This is a genomic window from Yersinia massiliensis CCUG 53443, from assembly GCF_000312485.1.
GTDB lineage: Bacteria > Pseudomonadota > Gammaproteobacteria > Enterobacterales > Enterobacteriaceae > Yersinia > Yersinia massiliensis.
Genome location: NZ_HE997647.1, coordinates 304,426 through 326,414, shown reverse-complemented (window position 1 = coordinate 326,414; position 21,989 = coordinate 304,426). Strand labels below are relative to the sequence as shown.

Here is a 21,989-nt window from a genome sequence, read left to right as displayed (position 1 = left end):
CACACCGCTGGCTTGCAGCGCTAGCACAATATGCTCTAGCGCCGGTTCCATGGCTTGCGTCACGGTCGCTGTCAAACCGATCCCCGGTGCCAATGATTCTGGCACCACGCCCACCAGCGTCAGTTGGCGCGGGAACTCGCCCGTCAGTTGCAGTGCCATCAGCACATCGCATAGCCCCAATTGATGAGGTGAGACTTTGCGGCTAAACATGGCGGGGATCTCTTTATCGCGCAGTACCGCAACACTGCCCGGTGGCTGGCCGGTGAGTACCGCATCGGCCACAATCAAATGGTCGCGATTGGCCATCGCCTCCATCAGTTCTAGCCCCGCCGTACCGCCGTCCAGCACCTCGACGCCCGCTGGAATATCAAACCGCTGTGTCAGTGCTTCAACGAGACGCACCCCCACCGCTTCATCGCTCAGTAATAAGTTGCCTATACCTAATACCAAAATCCCCATCACAGCACCTTGACTTTGGTCACTTCGTTGCCCGTTGTATCAACAATATGTACGGCACAAGACATACAAGGGTCGAATGAGTGAATGGTCCGCACCACTTCCAGCGGCTTAGCAGGATCAGCAATTGGCGTGCCGACCAGCGCTTGCTCGTAAGGCCCCGGTTCGCCGTTATAGTTGCGTGGCCCCGCGTTCCATGTTGATGGCACCACCGCTTGATAGTTGCCGATTTTGCCGTCCTTGATCACCACCCAGTGCGATAACATGCCGCGCGGCGCTTCTTCAAATCCTACGCCACGTATTTCGCCGGTTAAGGGGATATTGGGCTTAATAAAGGTTTCCACATCACCGGTACCGATATTGGTCACTAACGCTGTCCATTGCTGTGCCAGCGTTTCATGCAGCACGCAACAATGCACCGCACGGCCAATAATGCGACCCAGTGTTGAGGGTAACTGTTCGGCGGTAATTCCCTGCCCGCTCAGTTTTTGGTAGGCAGCGCCGATATCGCTGAAGTGCCGTTTCGTCGGCTGATGATCTGCGGCCATACCGCACATCAACCACGCCAGCGGCCCCACTTCGACCGTTTTGCCGTAGAAGGTCGGCGCTTTCACCCATGAATATTTGCCATCTTCCTGCCAGCCCGTGTAATTCGGATTGGTTTTACCTTCCCAAGGTGCCAGTGGTTCGTCGTCCTGATACCACGCATGTTTGCCGCTTTCGGCGATACCTTGGATCAAGTAAGGATCATTGTGATTGGCGATCGGGCGGAAGGTGCCATTCTCCAGATAACCGCCCGGCAACAGGAAGGTTTCACCTTTGCGGTCAACCGGCAGCTCTGGCACGCTGAGGTAATAATCAGCGCCTTTGCCCAGATTGAGCCAGCCCGGGTAGTGAGCCGCGATAACCGCCGTATCCACCTTGTAAACTTGCTCGATAAAGCTGCCGAGCCGGTCGATAAAGGATTTCACCAGCATCAGACGCTCAAGGTTGAGCACACTTGGCATATCCAGATTGATCGGGTTAGCCACCCCACCTACCGCGAGGTTCTGGATATGTGGGGTTTTACCCCCCAGCACCGCGACGATACGGTTCGCATCGCGCTGGCACTCCAGTGCTTGCAGGTAGTGCGCCACGGCAATCAGATTCACTTCAGGCGGCAAGGCCATTGCAGGGTGACCCCAATAACCGTTAGCAAAAATACCTAACTGACCACTGGCGACCAGATCCTTGATTTTCTGCTGCACACGGGTGAACTCTTCGGCGCTGTTGAGCGGCCAACTAGACAGCCCGCTCAACATGGCGGAGGCCTTTTGTGGCGAGGCTTTTAGCGCGGAGGTGACATCCACCCAATCGAGCGCGGACAGTTGATAGAAATGCACAATATGGTCGTGAATACTGTGGGCGGCCAGAATCAGGTTACGAATATGCTGCGCGTTAACCGGCACTTCCATCCCCAGCGCGTTCTCCACTGCACGAACCGAGGCAATCGCATGGATGGTGGTACAAACACCGCAAATGCGCTGCACAATCATCCACGCATCGCGCGGATCGTTACCTTGCAAGATCTCTTCCATGCCACGCCACATGGTGCCAGAGGACCAAGCTTTGATGACCTTGCCATCTTCTATTTCGCAGTCGATCCGCAGGTGCCCTTCAATGCGGGTGACGGGATCAATGGTGATGCGTTGGCTCATGCTTTACCTCTGTCTGATTATTCTTATGTAACTGTCCGTGAGCGGGAAGCACCGGCAACAGCCGAATCAATAAAATGTAGGCGCAGATTTCAATCGCCACGAAGCCGATTGAAATCAGGATTTCGCTGGTTGTTGGGAAGTAGTTGTAGCCACCGCCAGGGTTGAACGCCAGTAACGAGTAGTTGAGCCGCCACAGCGCGCCGCCGCCAATCATGCACAGCGCCCCAATGAAGAGTAAGCGGCTGTCTTCTCTGGCTCGCCGGATGCGGAAAATCAGCAACGGCAAGGTCATCAGCACGATTTCGGCCCAGAAAGCGATGGCGTAGCGGTCAAAATGCCACAAGTAATCGGTCTTATGCCGAACGATAACTTCCCCTAGACGCAGCAGGACAAACAGCAGCAAGAAGACATCAATAATGGTGGTTAAGCGGGTGAACAACGGCGCTTCATTGGCCCCACGCCCGCGCAATCCCGCCTGCACTAATGAGCCTTCGAAAATCACAATCGAGAAGCCCAAAATCGCGGCGGTCAACAGCGAGAACAGCGGCAACATTTCGTAGCTTTGCCACAACGGATGAATCTTGGCCCCCGCAGCAATCATCAATGACCCCATAGAAGATTGGTGCATGGTGGGTAGCAGCGCCCCGAGCGCAATGACAAAGAACATCACTTTGTTCAGCCGCTTGAGCGACACTTTCCAACCGAGGCGCTCGAACAGTGCTGGCGCAAACTCAAGTGCCATCACCCCGATGTAAATCGTCATACAGACCGCGGTTTCGAACAGCACCGAGTTAACGTTGAAATAACCGGGGATAAAGAAGTACGGCAGATTCCAGTAACGGCCGACGTCAATGGTGATGGATAAACCACCGAGCGCGTAACCAAACAAACTGGCAAGCAGCGCAGGCCGGACCAACGGGTGATACTCGCCGCGGTTAAACACGTAAACCGCCCACGCCAGTGCCCAGCCGCCACACGCCAAACCGGTGCCGACCAGTAAGTCGAAAGCGATCCAGATGCCCCACGGGAAACCGCCATTCAAATCACTGACTGACCCGAGCCCAAGCACCAGACGTTTGACGATCAGCAGCGCGCAAAGCACCACAAAAGGCGCTAACAGCATCACCGGCCAACTGACTAGCCGCCCACCCAGTGGGCTGGATTTATGCATCGTCATCGCGACCTTCCTTTTTATTCTGCGTCTCTGGCTTACTTTGCGTGTCCGGCTCGTCCTGATGGTCGTCACCTTTGCGCTCATCGCGGGTATTGCGATGCACCAGTGCGGTGACCCCCGCCAGTACCGCTAATGGCAGGATCATGCCTTTGTACAAGGTGTGCTGAACATGCTCGGAGCGAGCACCGGTTGCCAAATCTGCCAGCGGTGGGAGATCAAGTTTTTCGGCTGGGATCCCTGCCAGCACCAAGACTTGCGTGCCGCCGCCCTCTTTCTCACCATAAACATGCTGATCGTAATGGGGTACGGGATGCTCGTAGGGATCGTTGGCGCTGAGTGTTTGACGTGGGAAGAGGTAATTTTCTCCCGGTTTCAGGGTCAATCGATGTTGTGCCTCAGACAGCAATTCTTCGCGTGTCCCGTAGATCACCGCACCGGTTGGGCAGACTTCGACACAACCGGGCAGGCCACCTTTGTCCAGCCGTTCGACGCCTTTCTGATTGCATAACTCGCATTTGTGGATCTGACCAAAGGGGTTGTCGTAATCATATTTCGGCACATTGAACGGGCAGCCGACCATACAATAACGGCAGCCGGTGCAGACATTTGGGTCATAGTGGACGATGCCAGTCTTGGCATCTTTGCGCAGCGCACTGACCGGACAGACGGAAACACAGTTAGGATCAACGCAGTGCATGCACTGTTTTTTGATATAGGCGTAACCATCTTCTAGCTGATCTTTATTGACCCCTGTGCCGCTGGTCCACACCTGAATAATATTGTTGGTAAAGGGGCTCAGTTTGTCGTTGTTTGACCACAAGGCCTCACCCGCCGCGTAGATTTCGCTGTGGTTCACCTGCTGGCATTTACTCACGCATGCCTGACACCCGACACATAATGTCGAGTCATATAGCATGCCCAACGCACCGGGGATCGGTGGCCGGTTTTGTACCTCTGCTTGCGTACTGGGCGAAAGCCCCGCCAGCAACACACCACCAGAGGCTAATTTGAAGAAGTGACGTCGGTTCACGGCTATTCCTCCCGCGATGCGTGATCGTCATCTTTGCGGCGCTCTTTCTGTTGCCGCCCCAGTTCGCGAACCGTCATCAAGCTAACACCGGCTACCAACCCCACCACACCGCCAAGCAGTGCTGTCGCCGTGGTCGACACTTCGCCCCCTTCAGGAGTGTTAATCAGAGGTTTTTCCGCGCGTGGGGTTGGGTTTTCAACGCTCGACAGTTGGGCGATACCTTTGGTGAAGCCAATGCCCTCTTCGTTACAGCCGTAGCAAGGGTGCCCGATACCCACCGGCCAGATACCGCCGCCAATATCGCAGAACTCCAGTGTCGGGCAGTTGCCGTAAGTCTCTGGCCCTTTGCAGCCTAAGTGATACAGGCAATAGCCCTGCCGGTGCCCTTCATCTCCAAATTGGCGCGCAAAACGGCCAGCATCAAAGTGAGGGCGGCGCTCGCAGTTTTCATGAATCAAGCGGCCATAAGCAAAGGTTGGGCGGTTCTTGGCATCGAGCGCGGGTGGCCGTTGGAAGGTGATGATATGGGCGACCGTCGCCAAGAAGTTATGCGGATTGGGTGGGCAACCAGGGATATTAATGACCGTTTTGCCCGGCAAGACCTCTTGCAAGCTCACCGCACCGGTTGGATTCCCGCCTGTAGCGGGTACACCGCCCCAAGCCGAACAAGAACCAATGGCAATAATGGCGGCCGCATGTTCCGCCGCTTCACGGATATGCTCGACAATAGGTTTGCCCGCCACCATGCAATAAATGCCGCCGTCTTTGAGCGGAATAGAACCATCCACAACCAGGACATATTTTCCTTTGTACTGCTCAATGGCTCGGTGCTTATTCTCTTCCGCTTGATCACCAAATGCGGCCGACAGCACTTCGTGATACTCCATTGAAATCACGCTAAGCAGAAGATTTTCAATGGTCGGGTGGGTAGAACGTAACAGTGATTCCGTACAGCCGGTACATTCCTGCGCCCCGATCCAGATAACCGGTGGTCGTTGCGGTGAACCGACTGTATCAGCAATTTCAGCGGCAGCCTTGCTGCTGAGACCCATGGTGGCAGCCAGTGCTGCACAAAGCTTCATAAAATCACGACGATTAACGCCATGCTGGGAAAGCATGTTTATTCCCCTGTCATTATTATTCTATTGTTTATATACCCAATAGATTCCAAGATTGAGGAATGCTGTAAGCAAAAGAATCCCAACGAGCCTAGAAATGTAAGCACTCAGAGAGATTGATTGCGACCAACTCACCTGTAACTCGAAAGATGACGGGTATACCCTTATATAATGCATGGTTTAGTGTTAATAGTTTGTAACCTTAGAGATTTAATTAACTTGATCTTTATCAATGGATAATTGATTGAATTCGCACGGGGGAAATATCTGTGAACTAAAACCGTTTCAGCAAAATATTTTGTTTGCCAGAAAATAAAAAATCTGTCAGCCGATATAGTCGAGGTTGCAAATGGAATTTAATATCATTTATCAAAAATTCATTTTTCTTTATGACCTTAACGCTAGGTTACTTACTTTAGTTATTTAACTGCAATGATAAGTTACATAAACCCAGAAAAGTAAAAGCAGATGATAAGCCCGAAATAATAACTCTTAATAGTTACAGGCATATAATATTGTCGACTTAATTTGTGATAATGTTAAATTCGCGATGGTTGCTGAGCATCTACTTTTTATTATTAACCTCTAATACGCTAGAGCAATCTCATGCTCATCAGTTTGGATAACCCCCTCATAACTCGAAAAAATAATTTTCTCTTTGATTGGCGTATCCCTGTCAACCTTGCTTTTAATTCCATCCATTCAGGCCATTTTTAGAGATTCTCGCTATTACAGATGCCAACACATTACTACCCTTCATTATGCATTTTATATTCAATGCGACTGAACGCATGTCAATACCGTCTTGACACTTAGAATAGGCATCAGGCGAGCGAAGTCACTATCACAAGGCGGGTAACCACTTTTTTGAGGAGATGCAACGGATACCGTTTTATCACTTTTCACGGATGTTGGCAGGGGGTCACCGTAGGGACAGCAGGGCTAGATCGCTGTGACGTACAGCAATTAATCAAACACATTAATATCTTCAATGATTGTATCTTGTTTATATTTCGTATATTAATCAATTAATCGGCGAATGAGTCATGCTATGATTTGTTTACCGGTCAATATTCAATCACCTAGGGATGGGCCGAGTAAAGAGAGCAGCTAACACCGCTGCAACTTCAAGTCAGAAGGGGATGACCCGACTAATTGACGTTGCAGGTAGGCAGCAAACGAGAGAGTCCCGATGAGCTTACTCTAGTAAGTGATTCGGGTGAACGAGAGCAGCTAACACCGCTGCAACTTCAAGTAGGAAGGGTCCGCTATGATAAAACTAACCATCATTGCTGCTATAGCCATCGCCACACTCAGTGGCTGCGCCAATAATAATACACTTTCGGGCGATACCTTTAGCAGCTCTCAAGCTGGGCAAGCTCAGACGGTGACTTACGGTACTTTGGTTTCTGTGCGTCCGGTCACCATTCAAGGTGGTGATGGGAATAACATTGCGGGGGCGGTTGGTGGAGCGGTTGTAGGCGGCTTCTTAGGGAATACGATCGGTGGGGGCACTGGGCGTCGACTTGGTACCGCTGCGGGTGCAGTCGCCGGTGGCGTTGTCGGCCAACAAGTTCAAAGTATGATGAATCGCAGTAATGGGGTTGAACTGGAAGTTCGCCGTGATAATGGCACCACCTTCTTGGTGGTTCAAGCGCAAGGTGTCACACAGTTCCATGCTGGACAACGTGTCACGATTGCCACACATGGCAATACTGTTACCATCACGCCGCGATAGTGTTTTATCGTCGTTCATGTCGATTATTTGACAAGGTTAACGGGCCAACCGTTAACCTTACGAGTATCACTCACACTCATAAACAAATTGCCCAGCACTAGCCCCTATTCCCTCGATAGACTTTCAGGTGCCAGATAAATTTAACGATTCACTGATATGTTGCGCTCACCATCATTAAGCGCGGTATTAACAGCGCAGAAAATCAATAATTTAAGTTATTATCTAATAATAGCGATTAACTATTCATTTATTAACGGTAGGGTATCATTGCCCCCCTAAAATTGATGACTATTCCCCCTGATGCCATGTAGTAAAAATAGCTTAAATATAGTCTAACCATCAGAATACAAATGGATTTATTAATCTCATTGATTATAGGCTACACTTTAGTTAATAATAGTGTTAACTAAATCATCCAGTATCACGCTTTGATTTGTTACATTTCTAGACTCTAGGCAATACTCTCGTTGATTAACGTTTTCCACTGAAAGACTCACCAACACCATTTAAAAATGGTCTGCTGTAATTTCAGGTAATCATGGGTTGTTCGTGATCATTTTTAATGGATCCCTCAAAAATTCAATATGAAAAACCGCACTTATATAGTGAACAACTGGTCTATCGACCTAACTTCCGGTTTTATTACTCACCGAGAGACGCAGGAGCAAAAACGACTGGGTGAGTATCAATTAAAATTACTTACCGTTTTGCTCGCGCATATTGGTGAGATTCTATCTCGTGATGAATTAACTAATCTAGTATGGAAACGCCGTTTCATTGGTAACAATAGCCTGCCCAATGCGATTCATACTTTGCGGGTAGCACTGGGTGATGAAAATAAACAACAGCGCATCATACAAACAATACCTAAAATGGGTTATTTATTAGACCCTGCCTTTTGCGAGGTCATTGAAAATAACGCAACACAAGATATTCCAGAAACGGCTGAACCCATTACCCATTCAACATCAGTGACAAGTAGCATCTCGCCGGCTCCAACGGTGGCCTCCATTGATGAACCTGTAGAGGTGAGCATTGAATATGAGCCAACAGCAACAAACTCGGCTCAAGCAGACAGCACTTTACCGGCAGTAATGCCCAATACACTCGCCCCAGTAAAAAAACGGAATATTTTTGGGTGGAAAAATCTGCTTATTGGATTCTTGTTGGTCGCTGTAATAATTGCTGGCCTTAGCCATTTTTTATATCAGAATCAAGAGGGGCCGAAGTATAAAGCCATCCAACAAGAACAAGCGATATACAGTAATATCAAAATATTTCAATTAGTCGACTCTAATTTATCACATCAATATGATGATAATCTTAGTCATCGAATACAAGATACACTTTATGCAATTAATAAGCAGATTAGCGCCAGTGATATCCATATTAATATATATTACATCATCTCTCTACGCCGCTTAGATTTCACATTTATGGTGGAAAATCCATGTACCCAAAATCAGCTCAATATGACGATCTACCATTGGCGACAGAATGATCAGTTGCTGAATAATTTGCTTAACAGTGAGATGGAGAGAAAGATAAATGAAGTGGCTAACTGTAAGAAATAGCATATTAATACTCGCTCTATCACTGGTGACCTTAACCGTGTCGCAAGCAGAGGATAATCAGAAGCCGTACCAAGTACGGTTGCAGATTGGTTTCTATGATTTACTTTCTCAACAGAAAGAAGTCTACGATGCCCGAATTACGTCCATCGAAAATGGTTATATCAGCACCATTACGAGCCCAAATGATAATCGATTTATTTTTAAAGGTAAATTCACCAAAGAAGGGACCAAGAATAAGCAGCTTATTTTTGACTATAGCCCGATATTTTTCCATAACCCAACATCTGGAAAAATGGTTGAAGGTGCATTGGATTACCTTACCCATAATACTATCTTTATGACGCCAATGGTCGTTGATGGTCAACCACTGCTCGTTGGACAAAGTGGGATCATGTTGGGCGAAAAATAAAGAGGGTTTTAACCGTCCTTGTTTATATTTGGATATTTCATTCATCTATAAACGTTTGCTGCCATTCAGTAATCGTTTTTGGTCTTTTACCTTTATCTTCAGCTACGTTGGTAAAATAATAGACCTGTAAATCACCATTTTTCTCCGGTGCCACATAAGCTGCCCACATTTGACCACTTGGGTTATACATGATAATTGAAGCACGTTTATTAGCCGCACCACGCACCCAAGTCGTTAGGACTTTTGCACCTCGGTTATCCAAATCATCGGTATAAATATAAACATTGGCTGAAGCGACAAATTGAGCGTAGTGATCGCCGACTAAATCACGAAAGTTCTTGTCGTCCTTGTCATTGGTAAAAATACCGATAGAAAGCAAGGTTGGCTCCTCTCGAGGATCATAGTCTGCCTTTATATATTGCCCATCAATAAACACATCTTTGGGCATAGAAATACGGCATCCCCAACTACCATTACTGTGTACCTGAATAGAACCATCTTTTATTGGGATCAGTAATAAGTGACAATTAGCTGTTTTATCAATGACATCAACAACAGCCAACCCTTCAACTTTACGTGCTTTCGCTCTAAAAGAACCGGCATTTTCGCCCGACCAAGCACGGCTATCAATGTTGAATCCCCATTCCGTCACTCGGTTAATTCCGATAATGCCGCCTCTGTCATTCCCTTTGGTGACATTCCACCACTGACCTTCCCAATGCACATTTTTATCAATATCAGACATAGACGCGATACCTTGAAAATAGGCACGCTGAATACAGCTATCAGTGGTGCAACTGTTCAGTGCTTTTTCCCAAATACGGCGTTGCTGGTAAACAGTCTCAGTATCATAATTGATAAGCATTGCCTGATAGACCTCGCTAAATGTCTGATCTAGCCAATGTAAATCTTCATTGCTGCATACCGTGTATTCCACCGGTGTCACTGCACGCTGGCAGTTAATGGCGAAAGAAGAAGATGAGAAAATCATCATCAAAAGGAAAAAAACACCGCGAAGATGGAGAATATTCATTAAATTACCTAATGATGGATAACTATTTTTATTACTTTAATTGCATGACTCTCTAGGAATATTATATCTATCTATTCTTAATATATCCTTAGCTGAAAAATAAAAACCACCCGTTTGTGCTAATCATTAGTCAAAACGAGTGGTTTATCAATCTGCGGATGATGATAACGGCTATTTTACTTGCCGAAAAATAACACTTATTTAAAGCAAGGCTATTTCGATTACCTATTATCCGATAATTTAAATGCCGAAACTGCATCGGTCAGTTGGCGCGCTTGTTCTTCCAATGAGGCCGCCGCCGCCGCTGACTCTTGTACCAAGGAAGCATTTTGCTGAGTAACGCCATCCATTTCGGCCACCGCCTGACCAATTTGGCTGATACCACGACTTTGCTCATCAGAAGCAGACGCGATTTCACCCATAATATCGGTCACATTGGTCACTGCCTGAACGATGGAATTCATCGTTTCTCCCGCTTCAGAAACCTGCTTCGAGCCAATATTCACGCGGGAAACAGATTCACTAATCAACCCTTCAATTTCTTTGGCAGCCTGGGCACTGCGTTGCGCTAAATTACGCACTTCACTGGCAACAACAGCGAAGCCACGCCCTTGCTCACCGGCACGAGCGGCTTCAACCGCGGCATTCAGCGCCAAAATATTCGTTTGGAAAGCAATACTGTTAATCACACCGATAATGTCGGCAATACGGCGGGAGCTGTCAGTAATACTGCTCATCGTCGCGACCACATCATTGACAATGTGCCCACCATTTTGCGCTGTAACAGAGGCATTATCAGCCAACTTGCTGGCTTGATGCGCATTCTCGGCATTCTGTTTCACCGTCGCATTTAACTGTTCCATGCTGGCAGCGGTTTCTTCCAATGCGGCCGCTTGCTGCTCTGTACGTGAAGAAAGATCCGCATTGCCTGCGGCTATCTCGCCAGCACCGGTATAAATCGCATCGGTACTATTGCGTATCGTCGATACCGTGTTCACCAGACTACTTTGCATTTCACGCAAATAAGGGATCAACTGCCCAACGCAGTTGCGACCAAACTCAGCCATAGGTTGCCCGAGTTGCCCGTCAGCCATCCGCTGAAAGTGCCGTTTAATGCTATCGAGTGGGCGGACTAAATAACTGACGATGTAGCGATCGGTTAAGACGAGAATAATGACACCAGCAATTAATGCAGCCACTAGCGCCCGCACACACCAAGTCACCAATTTCTCTATGCTTAGCGTTGCAGATTCGGTTGCCTCATCGACAGTCGTATTATACTTCTCTACCGCTGCACCAAATTCACGGCTGAGTGGCGGGTAAGTCTTATTAAACAAATTGTTATATTCATCAAAACGGTTTTCCGTAACCGCCTTGAACATCGGTTCTATCCCATTACTGAGTAAAGTTGTCCAGCTTTGTAGCGTTTTATCCGTCAGTAATGCATCCATCGACTCATGGGGTTGTAGCCTGAATTTAGCCAACGCATCTTGCGTATTTTTCAGTGCAACGCCTGCCGAAGCCAATTCGCGATCGGCATCGGCGATAGCGCCATTTTGACGATAAGCGGCGGCACGACTTAAACGAGTTACCACACGAAAATATTGGTCATTACCCCGATTAATAATATTAATGTTTTTCTGTTGTACTGAGCTGAGCTGTAAAGAATGAGTCAATTGGTTAAGCGAGAATAATGTAAATGTTGAAACACCTCCCCAGAGTAACAAAAATATAACAAGAATAGATAATAACGCTACCCTGATGGTGATATGTCTTAGAAAATTCACGGGAATACCCCTGTGCTTTATTTTTTTAGTTTATTTCCTTGAGATTTCAAGGTGTTTATCGCTGATAAATCAGGCAGAGCAAAAAGCTTATTATCAGGATTAAGCGCCAAAATAGCATAAAATCAATGCAAAAGATCAACTCAGCCGATCAATAATAACCAACTGATTGATTTTACCTATTAAAATGTAAATAACGATCGCTAATTTTGATCGGAAATCATGAAATAAATCATTGAGTGTCTTACCGGTTATGTATTTATTTTGAATATCAATACAGCATTTACTGCCCTATTTACTATTAGGATTATAAGCCAAATAATTAATTTACTTACAGTGACGTTATTACCCTTCCTACGACAGCAGAATTAAATACGCCATTAAATGAGATTGGAAGAAATAAATAAAAAATTAACAAAAATTCGAATGAAAACGGTCAGGTCCGATAAGCAGCAGAATTTATCTATTTTTTAGTCTCGTTTTTTGTACTGCTTTTTAAGCTAAGAAATGATGAAGAAGAAATAACCATTTTATTCATTCAATTGCTGATTAAGGTGAGCTTGGTCACTCATCATCTGTAAAGGAGGTCAGCCAACCCATGCTGATGCCATTGCCCTTAACTCGTCAGCACTTTGTTCTCCCCTTCACAAAGAAGAATCGAAATAATAATGACTACTATTCATTTTATGGCGTGATAAATTACGGCTCAGCATTGTTAAATAAAGAGAGAGAAACCGCCGCCATGTTCCGAAACGCGCCCCCCATTTCATCGACAACATCACGCTTTGTGCTCCTTTTATTGGGTGGCTTGTGCCTCGCTATCGGGTTATCCGGCTGTAAACCGGCACAAGAAACCGAGACATCCGCGGCAAAAGAAGACACGCCGGCATGGACTCGTACGGTCGAGACGGCAAAAGGCCCAGTCACACTGACACAGCAACCCAAGCGAATCGTGTCCACCAGCATCACCATCACAGGCACTTTATTGGCGATCGATGCGCCGATTATCGCCAGTGGGGCCACGGTTCCCAATACGACCGTCGCGGATAATCAGGGGTTCTTTACCCAGTGGTCAGCGGTTGCTAAGGCCAAACAACTGGTGCCGATGTATCAAACAGAGCCCAATGCCGAAGCTGTCGCCGGTATGAATCCAGACTTAATTATTATTTCCGCGACAGGGGGAGATTCAGCGCTAAAACTGTATGAACAGTTATCCGCTATCGCGCCGACGTTGGTGATTAATTACGATGATAAGAGTTGGCAAGAGTTGGCTATTTTATTGGGTCACGCGACGGGCCATGAGTCTGATGCACAGCAAGTGGTCGATCAATTTGCTCATCGGTTGGATGAAGTGAAGCAGAATATTACCCTACCGCCGCAACCGACCTCCGCTTTTGTCTACCAAGCAACGACCAGCACGGCCAATTTATGGACGGAGAACTCCGCGCAGGGGAAATTGTTGCAGCAATTGGGTTTCACGCTGGCCGACATTCCTGCGGCAGTAAAAGGCAATACGAGCATGGGGCATCGTAAGGATATCGTCCAGTTAGGCGGTGAGAAGCTGGCTGAGGGGCTGAACGGTGAGACAATTTTATTATTCTCGGGTGGCCAACCCGCTGTTGATGCATTGAAGCAGAATCAGTTTTTAGCGCATACACCAGCAGTTGAGCATAACCGCGTTTATGCCGTGGGATACGATACTTTCCGGTTGGATTATTATAGTGCGAGTAATTTGTTAGCGAGGATTGAGGGGGCATTTGGGGGATAAGGGAGGGATTGGTTTGGTTTGGTTTGGTGATCGGTTCGGTTGTTATCACTTCAGTGTTCACCTTTCCTGCGATGAACCAACCGCCAAAGGGGCCATGAGCGTGGCCCCTTATGGAATCCCGCGCTTCGCACGTATCGCTTGTCCACTGCGTGGATTCCCTCACTCATCGTTTCGGCTGACGGACCGGGCCGATTCACTCCTGTTCAAGCGGCCCTCACTCGGCATCCATGCCTCGCGTCCTACCTTCTCTCTTCATTCGGCAGCTCAAATGTGCTTTTAAACTTCAAGGTCAAAACCATAATTTTTAGTCTTGGGTCTTGGGCCTTGGGTCTTTTGACCTTGAGCGCAATCAGGAATATTGCCGACAAAGATTGCAGGCCGAATGAGCCGCATGGACGCGGCGAAAGGCGCTGTCGAGCTGGGAGCGAGTCAGCGCCGGTTCGAGAAGCCGGAAAGCTGTAGGAGGGAATGGCGAAGCCACAATATTTCGCGCAAGCCGCTGGTGCAGGAGGGCCGGCCTGCCCTCCTGCTCGGTTGAGGCAACGGAGTTAAAGTGGTCACCGAACGCCTATCAACCGAAACCCGATCCGGTTATCTGTTTAAGCATCAGAGGTAAAGTGACCACCGAACGCCTATCAACCGAAACCAGATCCAGTCCCCAACCAAAATCCAGCCCTCAACCAAAACCCAGCCCTCAACCGAGAACACCTGCAACGCAGCTAACCCCCACACTCATTGCACAGAATGTGATCAACCCCTGATTATTATTTGGTCGCCTGAATTATTATTTCAGCATAATTTAATGCAAACGTTGTCATTTATTTCAGTGACAACTTCGCTTTTTATTCCTATTAATTTGTTTTGTATGAATTTATTTTTTTAAACATTTATGCAAACGTTGTCATCAAGGTGACGCATGGCCAATATCATTGATATCGCAAAGAAAACCGGTCTTTCTGCCTCAACTGTATCGCGCACCTTAACTCGGCCCGAGAAAGTCGCGGCGGCGACCCGTGAACGGGTGATGAAAGCCATTGACGAACTGGGGTATGAAGCCAATATCTTTGCGCGGAATCTTCGCCAAGGTGGATCGCAAATTATTGGCCTGGTCGTGTCCGATATTCTCAATACCTTTCACGGCACTATCGTGAAAGCAGTAGAAGATGCCGCCTATAAAGCAGGCTATACCCTGATTGTCGGTAGCACCGATGAAGATTCACTGCGTGAAGAACAACTGATGACACAGCTACGTAGCCATATGCTGCAAGGGCTAATCATCACCCCAACACATAACACACGCGACAACTTGCAGCGTTTTACCAATATTCCAGTGGTCGAAATAGACCGTACTTCCGGCCATGTCGGCAGCGACACCGTGCTGCTCAATAATATGCTTGGCGTGGAAATGGCCGCACAACATTTACTGGCGCTTAAACACTCGCGTATCGCGTATATCGGCGGCAGTACACAGACCATTACTTTTGCTGAACGTCTGGCCGGTTTTCGTCAGGCTTGCCCTGAACAAGCCACAAGAGATGTGATTGAAATTCCCGCAACCACATCATTGTTTGCCGATGCTTGTGAGCAAACACATCTACTCATGTCCAAACCCATCGCACAGCGCCCAACAGCCATTATTGCTGCCAATAACGATATTGCCGCTGGCGTCGTACATGCCATTTATCAGCGCAATATCAAAATGCCCGACGAAGTTTCTGTCGTGGCTTTCGACGATCCCGATTGGGCGAGTTTCTTCCCCTGCCCACTAACAACCATACGCCAACCAGTCTATGAAATGGGGAAACATGCTGCGGAGCTATTAATAGAGCGTCTGCGGGGCAATATCAGCGGCCCTGCGCTTTCAGAACGCTTTGATCCGCAATTGATCGTCCGCGCATCTACCACTCGTGCGGACTAAAGCTGACTTTTTTGATTTTTTTAAACCAACACCAGGAAACTATTAGAGGATAAACATGACGATGACCTTACATACCATCCCACTGATCGAACCAACCGCAGAGAACCTTGCACCATTTGCGCGATTAGTCGGTCAACCGACAACACCACCGACCCTCGCAAGAGGAGATATTGATTGCTATCACAATATCTGCGATGCCAATGACTTCAATGAGCATCCCGTCGCCAGTTATCTTATTTGCTATCCACGCCCATTATTGATGGAGCAAATAGAACGACATCGCTTGATGGAAGAAGCTTTTATCCCCTTAAAGGGAAAGAGTGTGATGGTACTCGGCGCGCCGGGGGAACTTGATCCGCAAAAACTGGTGGCAGTGCATATGGATGGATCATTTGGCTTGATTCTGTACCGTGACACATGGCATTTCGCGCCTTTTGCGCTGGAAAAACCGGCTACTTACATGCTGCTATCAGGTAAAGATTCAGGCCCCGACATCGAAGTCGTCGATCTTGGCCCTTACCCTATTAGCCAACCTGAATGTCAGGAGTGAAAATGAACCGGATTATTTGCTATGGCGAAAGTTTGATCGACTTTACTCATGACGGTCAGGCTTTTACCCCTCATCCCGGTGGCTCGCCGTATAACGTGGCAATTGCGCTTGGCCGTTTAGGCTCACAAGTCGATTACTGCACACAACTGAGCACCGATATGTTCGGCAATCTGTTATTACAGCATCTTGAGTTAAATCATGTGGGAACAAAGGCAATAAGTCGCAGCCCCGCCCCCACAACGTTGGCTTTTGTCTTAACGCATCCCGAGACTGAACCTGAATATGCATTTTATTCTCGTCAAGCGGCCGATGTCATTATTCAACCGGAAGATTTGCCAGCCCCGATTGATGCAACATTACATCACTTCGGGTCTATTTCTTTCATGCAAGAACCTTGCGGAACAACATGGGAAAACTATTTAACTCAACTCAATGGGTTTATTTCTTTTGACCCGAATATTCGCCCTAGTTTAATTCCTGATCGCCAAGCTTATCTGGATCGATTTAATCGCATTATAGGCAAAATACAATTACTGCGCCTCAGCTTATCTGACCTGCAATGGCTAGCACCTGATGAAGCTGTCGAACATTTTATGAGCCGGATGTTTGCCCAAGGTGTTTTGATGGTGGCGATAACGGGCGGCAGTGATGGGGCATGGGTATACACGAAAGAATCAAAAATATATCAGCCAGTTACGTCTGTTGAAGTAGCTGACACCATCGGTGCTGGAGATACCTTCACCGCAGGATTGTTATCGGTTTTAGTCGATGGGATTGACGGTAAAACATGGGCAAAACTGAATGACAATATGCTGTCTCAAGCACTAAAGACTGGCAGCATCGCTGCTGCGCTAAATTGTTGTAATAAAGGCGCAAATCCACCCACAGCAGATGAAGTCAATAAAATGATGTAATTATTCACCCTCGCACAGGTAAAAGATATGCCCTCCCATGGGTAGGGAGCCTTTTACCTGAAAACAAAAATTATGGGGTAATATTATGAGCATAAAAAATATGTTCACCACGCCTGATGGTAAAAACCACGGGTTTACATTCTTCTTACTTACCTGTCTCTTTTTAGTATTAGGCTTTAGCACCGGGTTAATTGATATTCTCAATAAGCATTTTCAAAATACGTTGCAAGTGTCTAAAGCCGAATCGGCATTAGTACAATTTGCCAACTACATTGGTTATTTCGTGATGGCTATCCCTGCGGGGATATTGGCCCGACGCTATGGCTATAAAGGTGGGATTTTTATTGGTTTGGCTTTAATTGCACTGGGGGCATTCTGGTTTATTTCTGCTGCCAGTATCGGGGAATATTGGGCCTTTCTCGTTGGGTTATTTATTCTGGCGACCGGTCTAACCTGCATTGAAACGATTGCGAACCCTTTTGCAACGGTGATGGGCTCACCAGAGCAAGGTGCGGCACGCCTGAACTTATCACAATCCTGTACCGGCATTGGCTTGATATTTGGGCCGCTCATCGGCGGGCATTTTATCTTGTCAGCGACCGGTGATGTGAATACCAGTAACGATGCTTTATTTATCCCGTATATGGGCATTGGTTTGGCTGTCGCGATATTAGCCTTGGTCTTTTTCTTCACGAAAATTCCGGATATCACGCCCGAATCAGATCTTCCTCAAGCAGGCGATGCCCAGAACAGCCCTTCGTTATGGCAGCGGCCTCATTTCGTATTAGCCATTGTTGCGCAGTTCTTATATGTAGCAGGGCAAACTGGCGTATTTAGCTTCTTTATCAACTATGTTGTCGACCATTCTCCGTTGTTTGAGCAAACCGTCGCCGCATTTTTACCTGATAGTTGGAGCTGGCAATCCCCTGAGGGCTGGAAATTTACTGAACGTGGGGCTTCACAGTTATTAGCTTTCGGTGGCTTCGGGCTATTTATGATCGGTCGATTCACTGGGGGGCTATTGCTGAGTAAGATTTCGGCCCATAAATTGCTGTGGATCTTTGCCGCAATCGACTGTGTGCTGATGGTTATCATCATGTTCGCAGAAGGTTGGTTGGCCATCGTCTCACTGGTACTGAGTTTCTATTTTATGTCGATTATGTTCCCGACCATCTTTGCGCTGGGGATTTTCGGTTTAGGTGAACAAACTAAAAAAGCCTCTTCTTACATTGTGATGTCCATTGTCGGTGGGGCCGTTATGCCCATGCTCATGGGCGGTATTGCTGATGCTTATTCCATGGCATTAGGTTTTGTCATGCCATTAGGGTGCTTCGCTATCATTGGGTTATACGGGTTATTCTGGACAAAACTGCATACTCAAAGCATTAACCGCGCTAAGGCGATGGCCGTCAGTTCATTGTAATCACTCGATTTCATGTACTCATACCAGCGGCAGGGTTTATCCCTGTCGGCTGGCTTTCTTTAGGGTGACGGGATAACCCCTTTTGCGGTGGGACCATCACCGTTAAGGCAAGAAACATCCCCAATTGACCCCATCACTTGAGCAGCATCAAGCTGAGCGTAAATCCCCTCCATTCCAATAAAAACTCGTGCTAACATACCCGCCACAAATAATAATGATAATCAAATCGATAAGAATAATCATTTGTTAAGAAAGAGTAACAATGCCAGCAGCTTATTCCTCGAACTCATCATCACCAAAAACGCTGACATCTGCGCCCATGCTGGGTGCACAAACACAGCGTAAACATATACTTTTGCTGTTACTCAGCATTGTTATTTTGATGCTCGTGATGGCCGCCAGCCTGATGTTTGGGGCAAAAGCGATCCCTTTGTCCGTGGTGTGGCAGAGCTTGCTCGGTGAGAGCCATGGTGCAGATAGCATTCTGATCTTAGAGTCTCGCTTACCCCGAACCTTAATCGGTGTCCTCGCCGGTGCCGCGTTGGGGCTGTCAGGAGCGGTGATCCAAGCGCTAACCCGTAACCCATTAGCGGACCCCGGCATTCTCGGCATGAATGCTGGAGCCAGCTTTGCCGTGGTCATCAGCATCATTGCTTTTGGCGCAAATGCGATTTCGGGTTATATGGTTGCCGCATTCATCGGCACGCTAATCACCACACTGTTGGTCTATTGGGTCGGCTCGATGGGCGGTGGGCGAGTGAGTCCCCTGCGCCTCACACTCTCAGGTGTCGCCATTGGTGCAGTCTTAACCGGTATCACTTCCGGTATCGCACTCACTCATCCTCAAATTTACGATAGCATCCGCTTTTGGCAGGCCGGTACATTGGATATTCGCAATATGTCGGTGGTGATGGCGGTGACTCCCGTCATTATTGTGGGTTCTGTGATTGCCTTATTATTGGCGCGATCACTCAATGCCATGCATATGGGGGACGATCTGGCTGCCGCCATTGGCGCTCGTATCGGCCGTACTCAATTTTGGGCAGTGGTCGCCATCACTTTACTGTGCGGCGGCGCAACGGCCGCGGTTGGCCCAATCGCCTTTGTTGGCCTGATGGTTCCGCATATTGCACGCTGGATTGTTGGGCCAAATCAAGTGTGGATCCTGCCTTTCACGCTGGTGATGACACCTATTTTACTGTTGGTATCCGATATCGTTGGGCGCTTTTTAGTGCCGGGTGAATTACGTGTGTCTATCGTGACCGCCTTTATCGGCGCACCTTTGCTGATCTGGTTAGTACGGAGCAATAAAAGGATGTCCACACTATGAAGTCTGCCCCCGCCACATGGCTATTGGGTCGCCCTGGCGGCCCGATAAACTTGCGTATCCGGCCACGTAGTGTGATCGTCGGTAGCCTGTTATTACTGGTTTGTGTGCTAGCGGCACTGCTGGCATTAATGGCTGGAACATTACCACTCTCCCCTACGCAAGTGATGAATGCCTTATTCGGGCTAGCCCAAGGGCCGGTTGATATTATCGTCAATCAATGGCGCTTACCTCGCGCTGTCATGGCACTGGTTTTTGGTGCTGCACTGGGCATCAGCGGCGCGATATTTCAATCATTAGTGCGTAACCCATTGGGCAGTCCAGACATTATCGGCTTTAATGCGGGTGCCTATACGGGCGCACTCGTGGCTATCACATTGTTTAATGGCAACTATTTTGAAGTTGCCAGCAGCGCGTTGGTCGGGGGGTTATTGTCTGCCATCGCGGTCTATTTGTTGGCATACCGGCAAGGGATTCAAGGTTTTCGGCTGATTATTGTCGGTATTGCCATGGGGGCGATGCTCACGGCATTTAACACTTGGTTGACGATCACCGCCTCTCTCGAATCAGCCATGACCGCCGCCGCGTGGGGGGCAGGTTCGCTCAATGGTTTGACGTGGGCAAAAGGTCTGCCTTCAGTGCTATTTATCGTTATCGCCATCGTCGCCGCGATGTTACTGAGCCGTCGTATGCCATTGCTGGAAATGGGCGATGACGCAGCAGGTGCGTTGGGTATTCCGGTTGAGAGAACGCGCCTGAGCTTGATGGCGATTGGGGTTATTTTGATGGCAGCCGTCACTGCGGCGGCAGGGCCAATATCCTTTATCGCCTTAGCCGCACCACAAATCGCACGGCGTTTGGCGGGGACGTCTTCAGTGACCCTGACAGCCTCGGCATTAATGGGTGCCTTTCTGTTAATTGCCGCTGACCTCTGCGCTCAGCACCTCTTTTTACCTAATCAATTGCCCGTCGGTGTTATCACGATCAGTATCGGCGGGATGTATCTTATTTGGCTTTTAATCCGGGAGTCTGGGCGATCATGAGTATTGTTAATCTCGCGAGTACGGTTAACTCAGCAAAGACAGCTAACTCAACCAATACTTCGCCCCGCTTGCAAGCCGATGCGTTAACGTTAGGCTATGACGGCAAAATCATCAGCGAGAACCTGAGTGTCGCCATCCCCGATGGTGAATTTACGGTGATTGTTGGCCCCAATGCCTGTGGTAAATCAACCCTGCTGCGCGCATTAAGTCGTTTGCTAAAACCGCAGGCTGGGCAGGTAATTTTAGATGGCAAGAATATCGCCAGTGTTGATACTCGGTATGTCGCACGTCATTTAGGTTTATTGCCACAAAGCTCGCAAGCGCCGGATGGGATCAGCGTATTAGATTTGGTGGCGCGGGGTCGCTACCCTCATCAAAAGTTATTACAGCAATGGACGCAGGCGGATAATTTGGCGGTCCATGAGGCGATGGAAGCGACAGGGATCAGTGAGCTAGCAGAGCGGTCAGTGGATGCGTTATCCGGCGGGCAGCGCCAGCGGGTGTGGATAGCGATGGTCTTGGCGCAGCAAACGCCGCTGTTGTTGCTGGATGAACCTACGACTTATTTGGATATCGCCCATCAGATTGATTTGCTGGAGTTATTTAGCCATCTTAATCAGCAATTGAATCACACGCTGGTGGCTGTGTTGCATGATTTAAACCACGCCTGCCGTTACGCCACTCATATTATCGCCATGCGCGATGGGAAGATTGTGGCGCAAGGTAAACCCCGCGAGGTGATTACCGCTGATTTAGTCGAACACGTGTTTGGTATGCCGTGTTTGATTATTGATGATCCGGTGTCGGGGACGCCGTTGGTGATCCCGAAGGGGAGATATAGGGGGTGAATTTTTTGTTTTTTTGGTTTGGTTGAGGATCGGATCTGGTTTCGGTTGAGGACTGGATCTGGTTTCGGTTGATATTCGTTCGGTGATCAGCTGAACCTCGTAGCCTCAACCGAGTCGGGCCGCAGGGCGGCGGCCCAACACCCGCGCCTTTGCGCGAAATATTGTGGCTTCGCCATTCCCTCCGG

Annotated in this window: 19 protein-coding genes; 11 read left to right on the top strand and 8 right to left on the bottom strand. The window is 48.2% G+C overall.

The window, feature by feature from the left end:
* The 5 genes from BN68_RS18050 to hybO all read right to left on the bottom strand — a co-directional run.
* Window positions 1–459: HyaD/HybD family hydrogenase maturation endopeptidase (locus BN68_RS18050; protein WP_019212584.1), on the bottom strand; the 459-nt coding region annotated here is incomplete at its 3' end.
* On the bottom strand, window positions 459–2,153 hold the full coding sequence (hybC, locus tag BN68_RS18045) for a hydrogenase 2 large subunit (RefSeq protein ID WP_019212583.1): 1,695 nt from the start codon (window positions 2,151–2,153) through the stop codon (window positions 459–461). The genes hybC and BN68_RS18050, both read right to left, overlap by 1 nt.
* Window positions 2,131–3,330 carry a Ni/Fe-hydrogenase cytochrome b subunit gene (gene hybB, locus BN68_RS18040; protein WP_019212582.1) on the bottom strand — a complete coding sequence of 400 codons (1,200 nt, stop codon included), beginning with the start codon at window positions 3,328–3,330 and terminating at the stop codon, window positions 2,131–2,133. The genes hybC and hybB overlap by 23 nt, the downstream gene beginning before the upstream one ends.
* Window positions 3,317–4,357, bottom strand: coding sequence for a hydrogenase 2 operon protein HybA (gene hybA, locus BN68_RS18035; RefSeq protein ID WP_019212581.1), 1,041 nt, complete (start codon window positions 4,355–4,357; stop codon window positions 3,317–3,319). The genes hybB and hybA overlap by 14 nt, the downstream gene beginning before the upstream one ends.
* 2 nt (window positions 4,358–4,359) lie before the next feature.
* Window positions 4,360–5,475 carry a hydrogenase 2 small subunit gene (gene hybO / locus BN68_RS18030; protein WP_019212580.1) on the bottom strand — a complete coding sequence of 372 codons (1,116 nt, stop codon included), beginning with the start codon at window positions 5,473–5,475 and terminating at the stop codon, window positions 4,360–4,362.
* Window positions 5,476–6,745: 1,270 nt separating this feature from the next.
* Here hybO and BN68_RS18025 point away from each other — a divergent pair.
* From BN68_RS18025 to BN68_RS24180, 3 genes are all read left to right on the top strand, one after another.
* The gene (locus tag BN68_RS18025) at window positions 6,746–7,213 is read left to right on the top strand and encodes an outer membrane lipoprotein (RefSeq protein ID WP_019212578.1); all 468 of its coding nucleotides are present in this window, start codon (window positions 6,746–6,748) and stop codon (window positions 7,211–7,213) included.
* A 584-nt stretch (window positions 7,214–7,797) separates the two neighbouring features.
* Complete coding sequence (locus BN68_RS18020) at window positions 7,798–8,787, top strand: transcriptional regulator (RefSeq protein ID WP_019212577.1); 990 nt, start codon at window positions 7,798–7,800, stop codon at window positions 8,785–8,787.
* Entirely contained in the window at window positions 8,762–9,196 is a 435-nt protein-coding gene (locus BN68_RS24180) for a hypothetical protein (RefSeq protein WP_019212576.1), read from the top strand. The genes BN68_RS18020 and BN68_RS24180 overlap by 26 nt, the downstream gene beginning before the upstream one ends.
* Before the next feature lie 37 nt (window positions 9,197–9,233).
* Here BN68_RS24180 and BN68_RS18010 read toward each other — a convergent pair whose 3' ends face one another.
* Together BN68_RS18010 and BN68_RS18005 are read right to left on the bottom strand one after the other, a co-directional pair.
* Window positions 9,234–10,229 (bottom strand): lysozyme inhibitor LprI family protein, encoded by a 996-nt coding sequence (locus BN68_RS18010; protein WP_019212575.1) that lies wholly within the window; start codon window positions 10,227–10,229, stop codon window positions 9,234–9,236.
* A 221-nt stretch (window positions 10,230–10,450) separates the two neighbouring features.
* Window positions 10,451–12,016 carry a methyl-accepting chemotaxis protein gene (locus tag BN68_RS18005; RefSeq protein WP_042806931.1) on the bottom strand — a complete coding sequence of 522 codons (1,566 nt, stop codon included), beginning with the start codon at window positions 12,014–12,016 and terminating at the stop codon, window positions 10,451–10,453.
* A gap of 739 nt (window positions 12,017–12,755) precedes the next feature.
* Here BN68_RS18005 and fepB point away from each other — a divergent pair.
* The 5 genes from fepB (at window position 12,756) to fucP (ending at window position 18,586) form a co-directional block, all read left to right on the top strand.
* The gene (fepB, locus tag BN68_RS18000) at window positions 12,756–13,781 is read left to right on the top strand and encodes a Fe2+-enterobactin ABC transporter substrate-binding protein (protein WP_042806958.1); all 1,026 of its coding nucleotides are present in this window, start codon (window positions 12,756–12,758) and stop codon (window positions 13,779–13,781) included.
* A gap of 916 nt (window positions 13,782–14,697) precedes the next feature.
* Entirely contained in the window at window positions 14,698–15,699 is a 1,002-nt protein-coding gene (locus BN68_RS17995) for a LacI family DNA-binding transcriptional regulator (protein WP_019212572.1), read from the top strand.
* 55 nt (window positions 15,700–15,754) lie between these two features.
* Window positions 15,755–16,249 carry an ureidoglycolate lyase gene (locus tag BN68_RS17990; RefSeq protein WP_019212571.1) on the top strand — a complete coding sequence of 165 codons (495 nt, stop codon included), beginning with the start codon at window positions 15,755–15,757 and terminating at the stop codon, window positions 16,247–16,249.
* 2 nt (window positions 16,250–16,251) lie between these two features.
* Window positions 16,252–17,163, top strand: a complete 912-nt coding sequence (locus BN68_RS17985) for a carbohydrate kinase family protein (RefSeq protein WP_019212570.1) — start codon at window positions 16,252–16,254, stop codon at window positions 17,161–17,163.
* 85 nt (window positions 17,164–17,248) lie between these two features.
* Window positions 17,249–18,586 (top strand): L-fucose:H+ symporter permease, encoded by a 1,338-nt coding sequence (gene fucP, locus BN68_RS17980; RefSeq protein WP_019212569.1) that lies wholly within the window; start codon window positions 17,249–17,251, stop codon window positions 18,584–18,586.
* Between the two features lie 59 nt (window positions 18,587–18,645).
* Here fucP and BN68_RS24030 read toward each other — a convergent pair whose 3' ends face one another.
* Entirely contained in the window at window positions 18,646–18,783 is a 138-nt protein-coding gene (locus tag BN68_RS24030; protein ID WP_155965393.1) for a hypothetical protein, read from the bottom strand.
* A gap of 65 nt (window positions 18,784–18,848) precedes the next feature.
* Here BN68_RS24030 and fepD point away from each other — a divergent pair, with 65 nt between their 5' ends.
* From fepD to BN68_RS17965, 3 genes are read left to right on the top strand one after another with little or no spacing between them, the layout of a single operon-like run.
* Window positions 18,849–19,916 (top strand): Fe(3+)-siderophore ABC transporter permease, encoded by a 1,068-nt coding sequence (gene fepD, locus BN68_RS17975; protein WP_019212568.1) that lies wholly within the window; start codon window positions 18,849–18,851, stop codon window positions 19,914–19,916.
* A complete protein-coding gene (gene fepG / locus BN68_RS17970; protein WP_019212567.1) occupies window positions 19,913–20,956 on the top strand; it encodes an iron-enterobactin ABC transporter permease in 1,044 nt (347 codons plus the stop codon). Before fepD ends, fepG begins: the two co-directional genes overlap by 4 nt.
* Complete coding sequence (locus BN68_RS17965) at window positions 20,953–21,804, top strand: ABC transporter ATP-binding protein (protein ID WP_019212566.1); 852 nt, start codon at window positions 20,953–20,955, stop codon at window positions 21,802–21,804. Before fepG ends, BN68_RS17965 begins: the two co-directional genes overlap by 4 nt.
* The last annotated feature ends 185 nt before the right edge of the window (window positions 21,805–21,989 follow it).

Bases quoted from the DNA above. Each gene is read 5' to 3' on its own strand.
- hybC (WP_019212583.1), bottom strand. From the start codon at position 2,153: ATGAGCCAACGCATCACCATTGATCCCGTCACCCGCATTGAAGGGCAC.
- hybB (WP_019212582.1), bottom strand. From the start codon at position 3,330: ATGACGATGCATAAATCCAGCCCACTGGGTGGGCGGCTAGTCAGTTGG.
- hybO (WP_019212580.1), bottom strand. From the start codon at position 5,475: ATGCTTTCCCAGCATGGCGTTAATCGTCGTGATTTTATGAAGCTTTGT.
- BN68_RS18025 (WP_019212578.1), top strand. From the start codon at position 6,746: ATGATAAAACTAACCATCATTGCTGCTATAGCCATCGCCACACTCAGT.
- BN68_RS18020 (WP_019212577.1), top strand. From the start codon at position 7,798: ATGAAAAACCGCACTTATATAGTGAACAACTGGTCTATCGACCTAACT.
- BN68_RS24180 (WP_019212576.1), top strand. From the start codon at position 8,762: ATGAAGTGGCTAACTGTAAGAAATAGCATATTAATACTCGCTCTATCA.
- BN68_RS18010 (WP_019212575.1), bottom strand. From the start codon at position 10,229: ATGAATATTCTCCATCTTCGCGGTGTTTTTTTCCTTTTGATGATGATT.
- fepB (WP_042806958.1), top strand. From the start codon at position 12,756: ATGTTCCGAAACGCGCCCCCCATTTCATCGACAACATCACGCTTTGTG.
- BN68_RS17995 (WP_019212572.1), top strand. From the start codon at position 14,698: ATGGCCAATATCATTGATATCGCAAAGAAAACCGGTCTTTCTGCCTCA.
- BN68_RS17990 (WP_019212571.1), top strand. From the start codon at position 15,755: ATGACGATGACCTTACATACCATCCCACTGATCGAACCAACCGCAGAG.
- BN68_RS17985 (WP_019212570.1), top strand. From the start codon at position 16,252: ATGAACCGGATTATTTGCTATGGCGAAAGTTTGATCGACTTTACTCAT.
- fucP (WP_019212569.1), top strand. From the start codon at position 17,249: ATGAGCATAAAAAATATGTTCACCACGCCTGATGGTAAAAACCACGGG.
- BN68_RS24030 (WP_155965393.1), bottom strand. From the start codon at position 18,783: ATGTTAGCACGAGTTTTTATTGGAATGGAGGGGATTTACGCTCAGCTT.
- fepD (WP_019212568.1), top strand. From the start codon at position 18,849: ATGCCAGCAGCTTATTCCTCGAACTCATCATCACCAAAAACGCTGACA.
- fepG (WP_019212567.1), top strand. From the start codon at position 19,913: ATGAAGTCTGCCCCCGCCACATGGCTATTGGGTCGCCCTGGCGGCCCG.
- BN68_RS17965 (WP_019212566.1), top strand. From the start codon at position 20,953: ATGAGTATTGTTAATCTCGCGAGTACGGTTAACTCAGCAAAGACAGCT.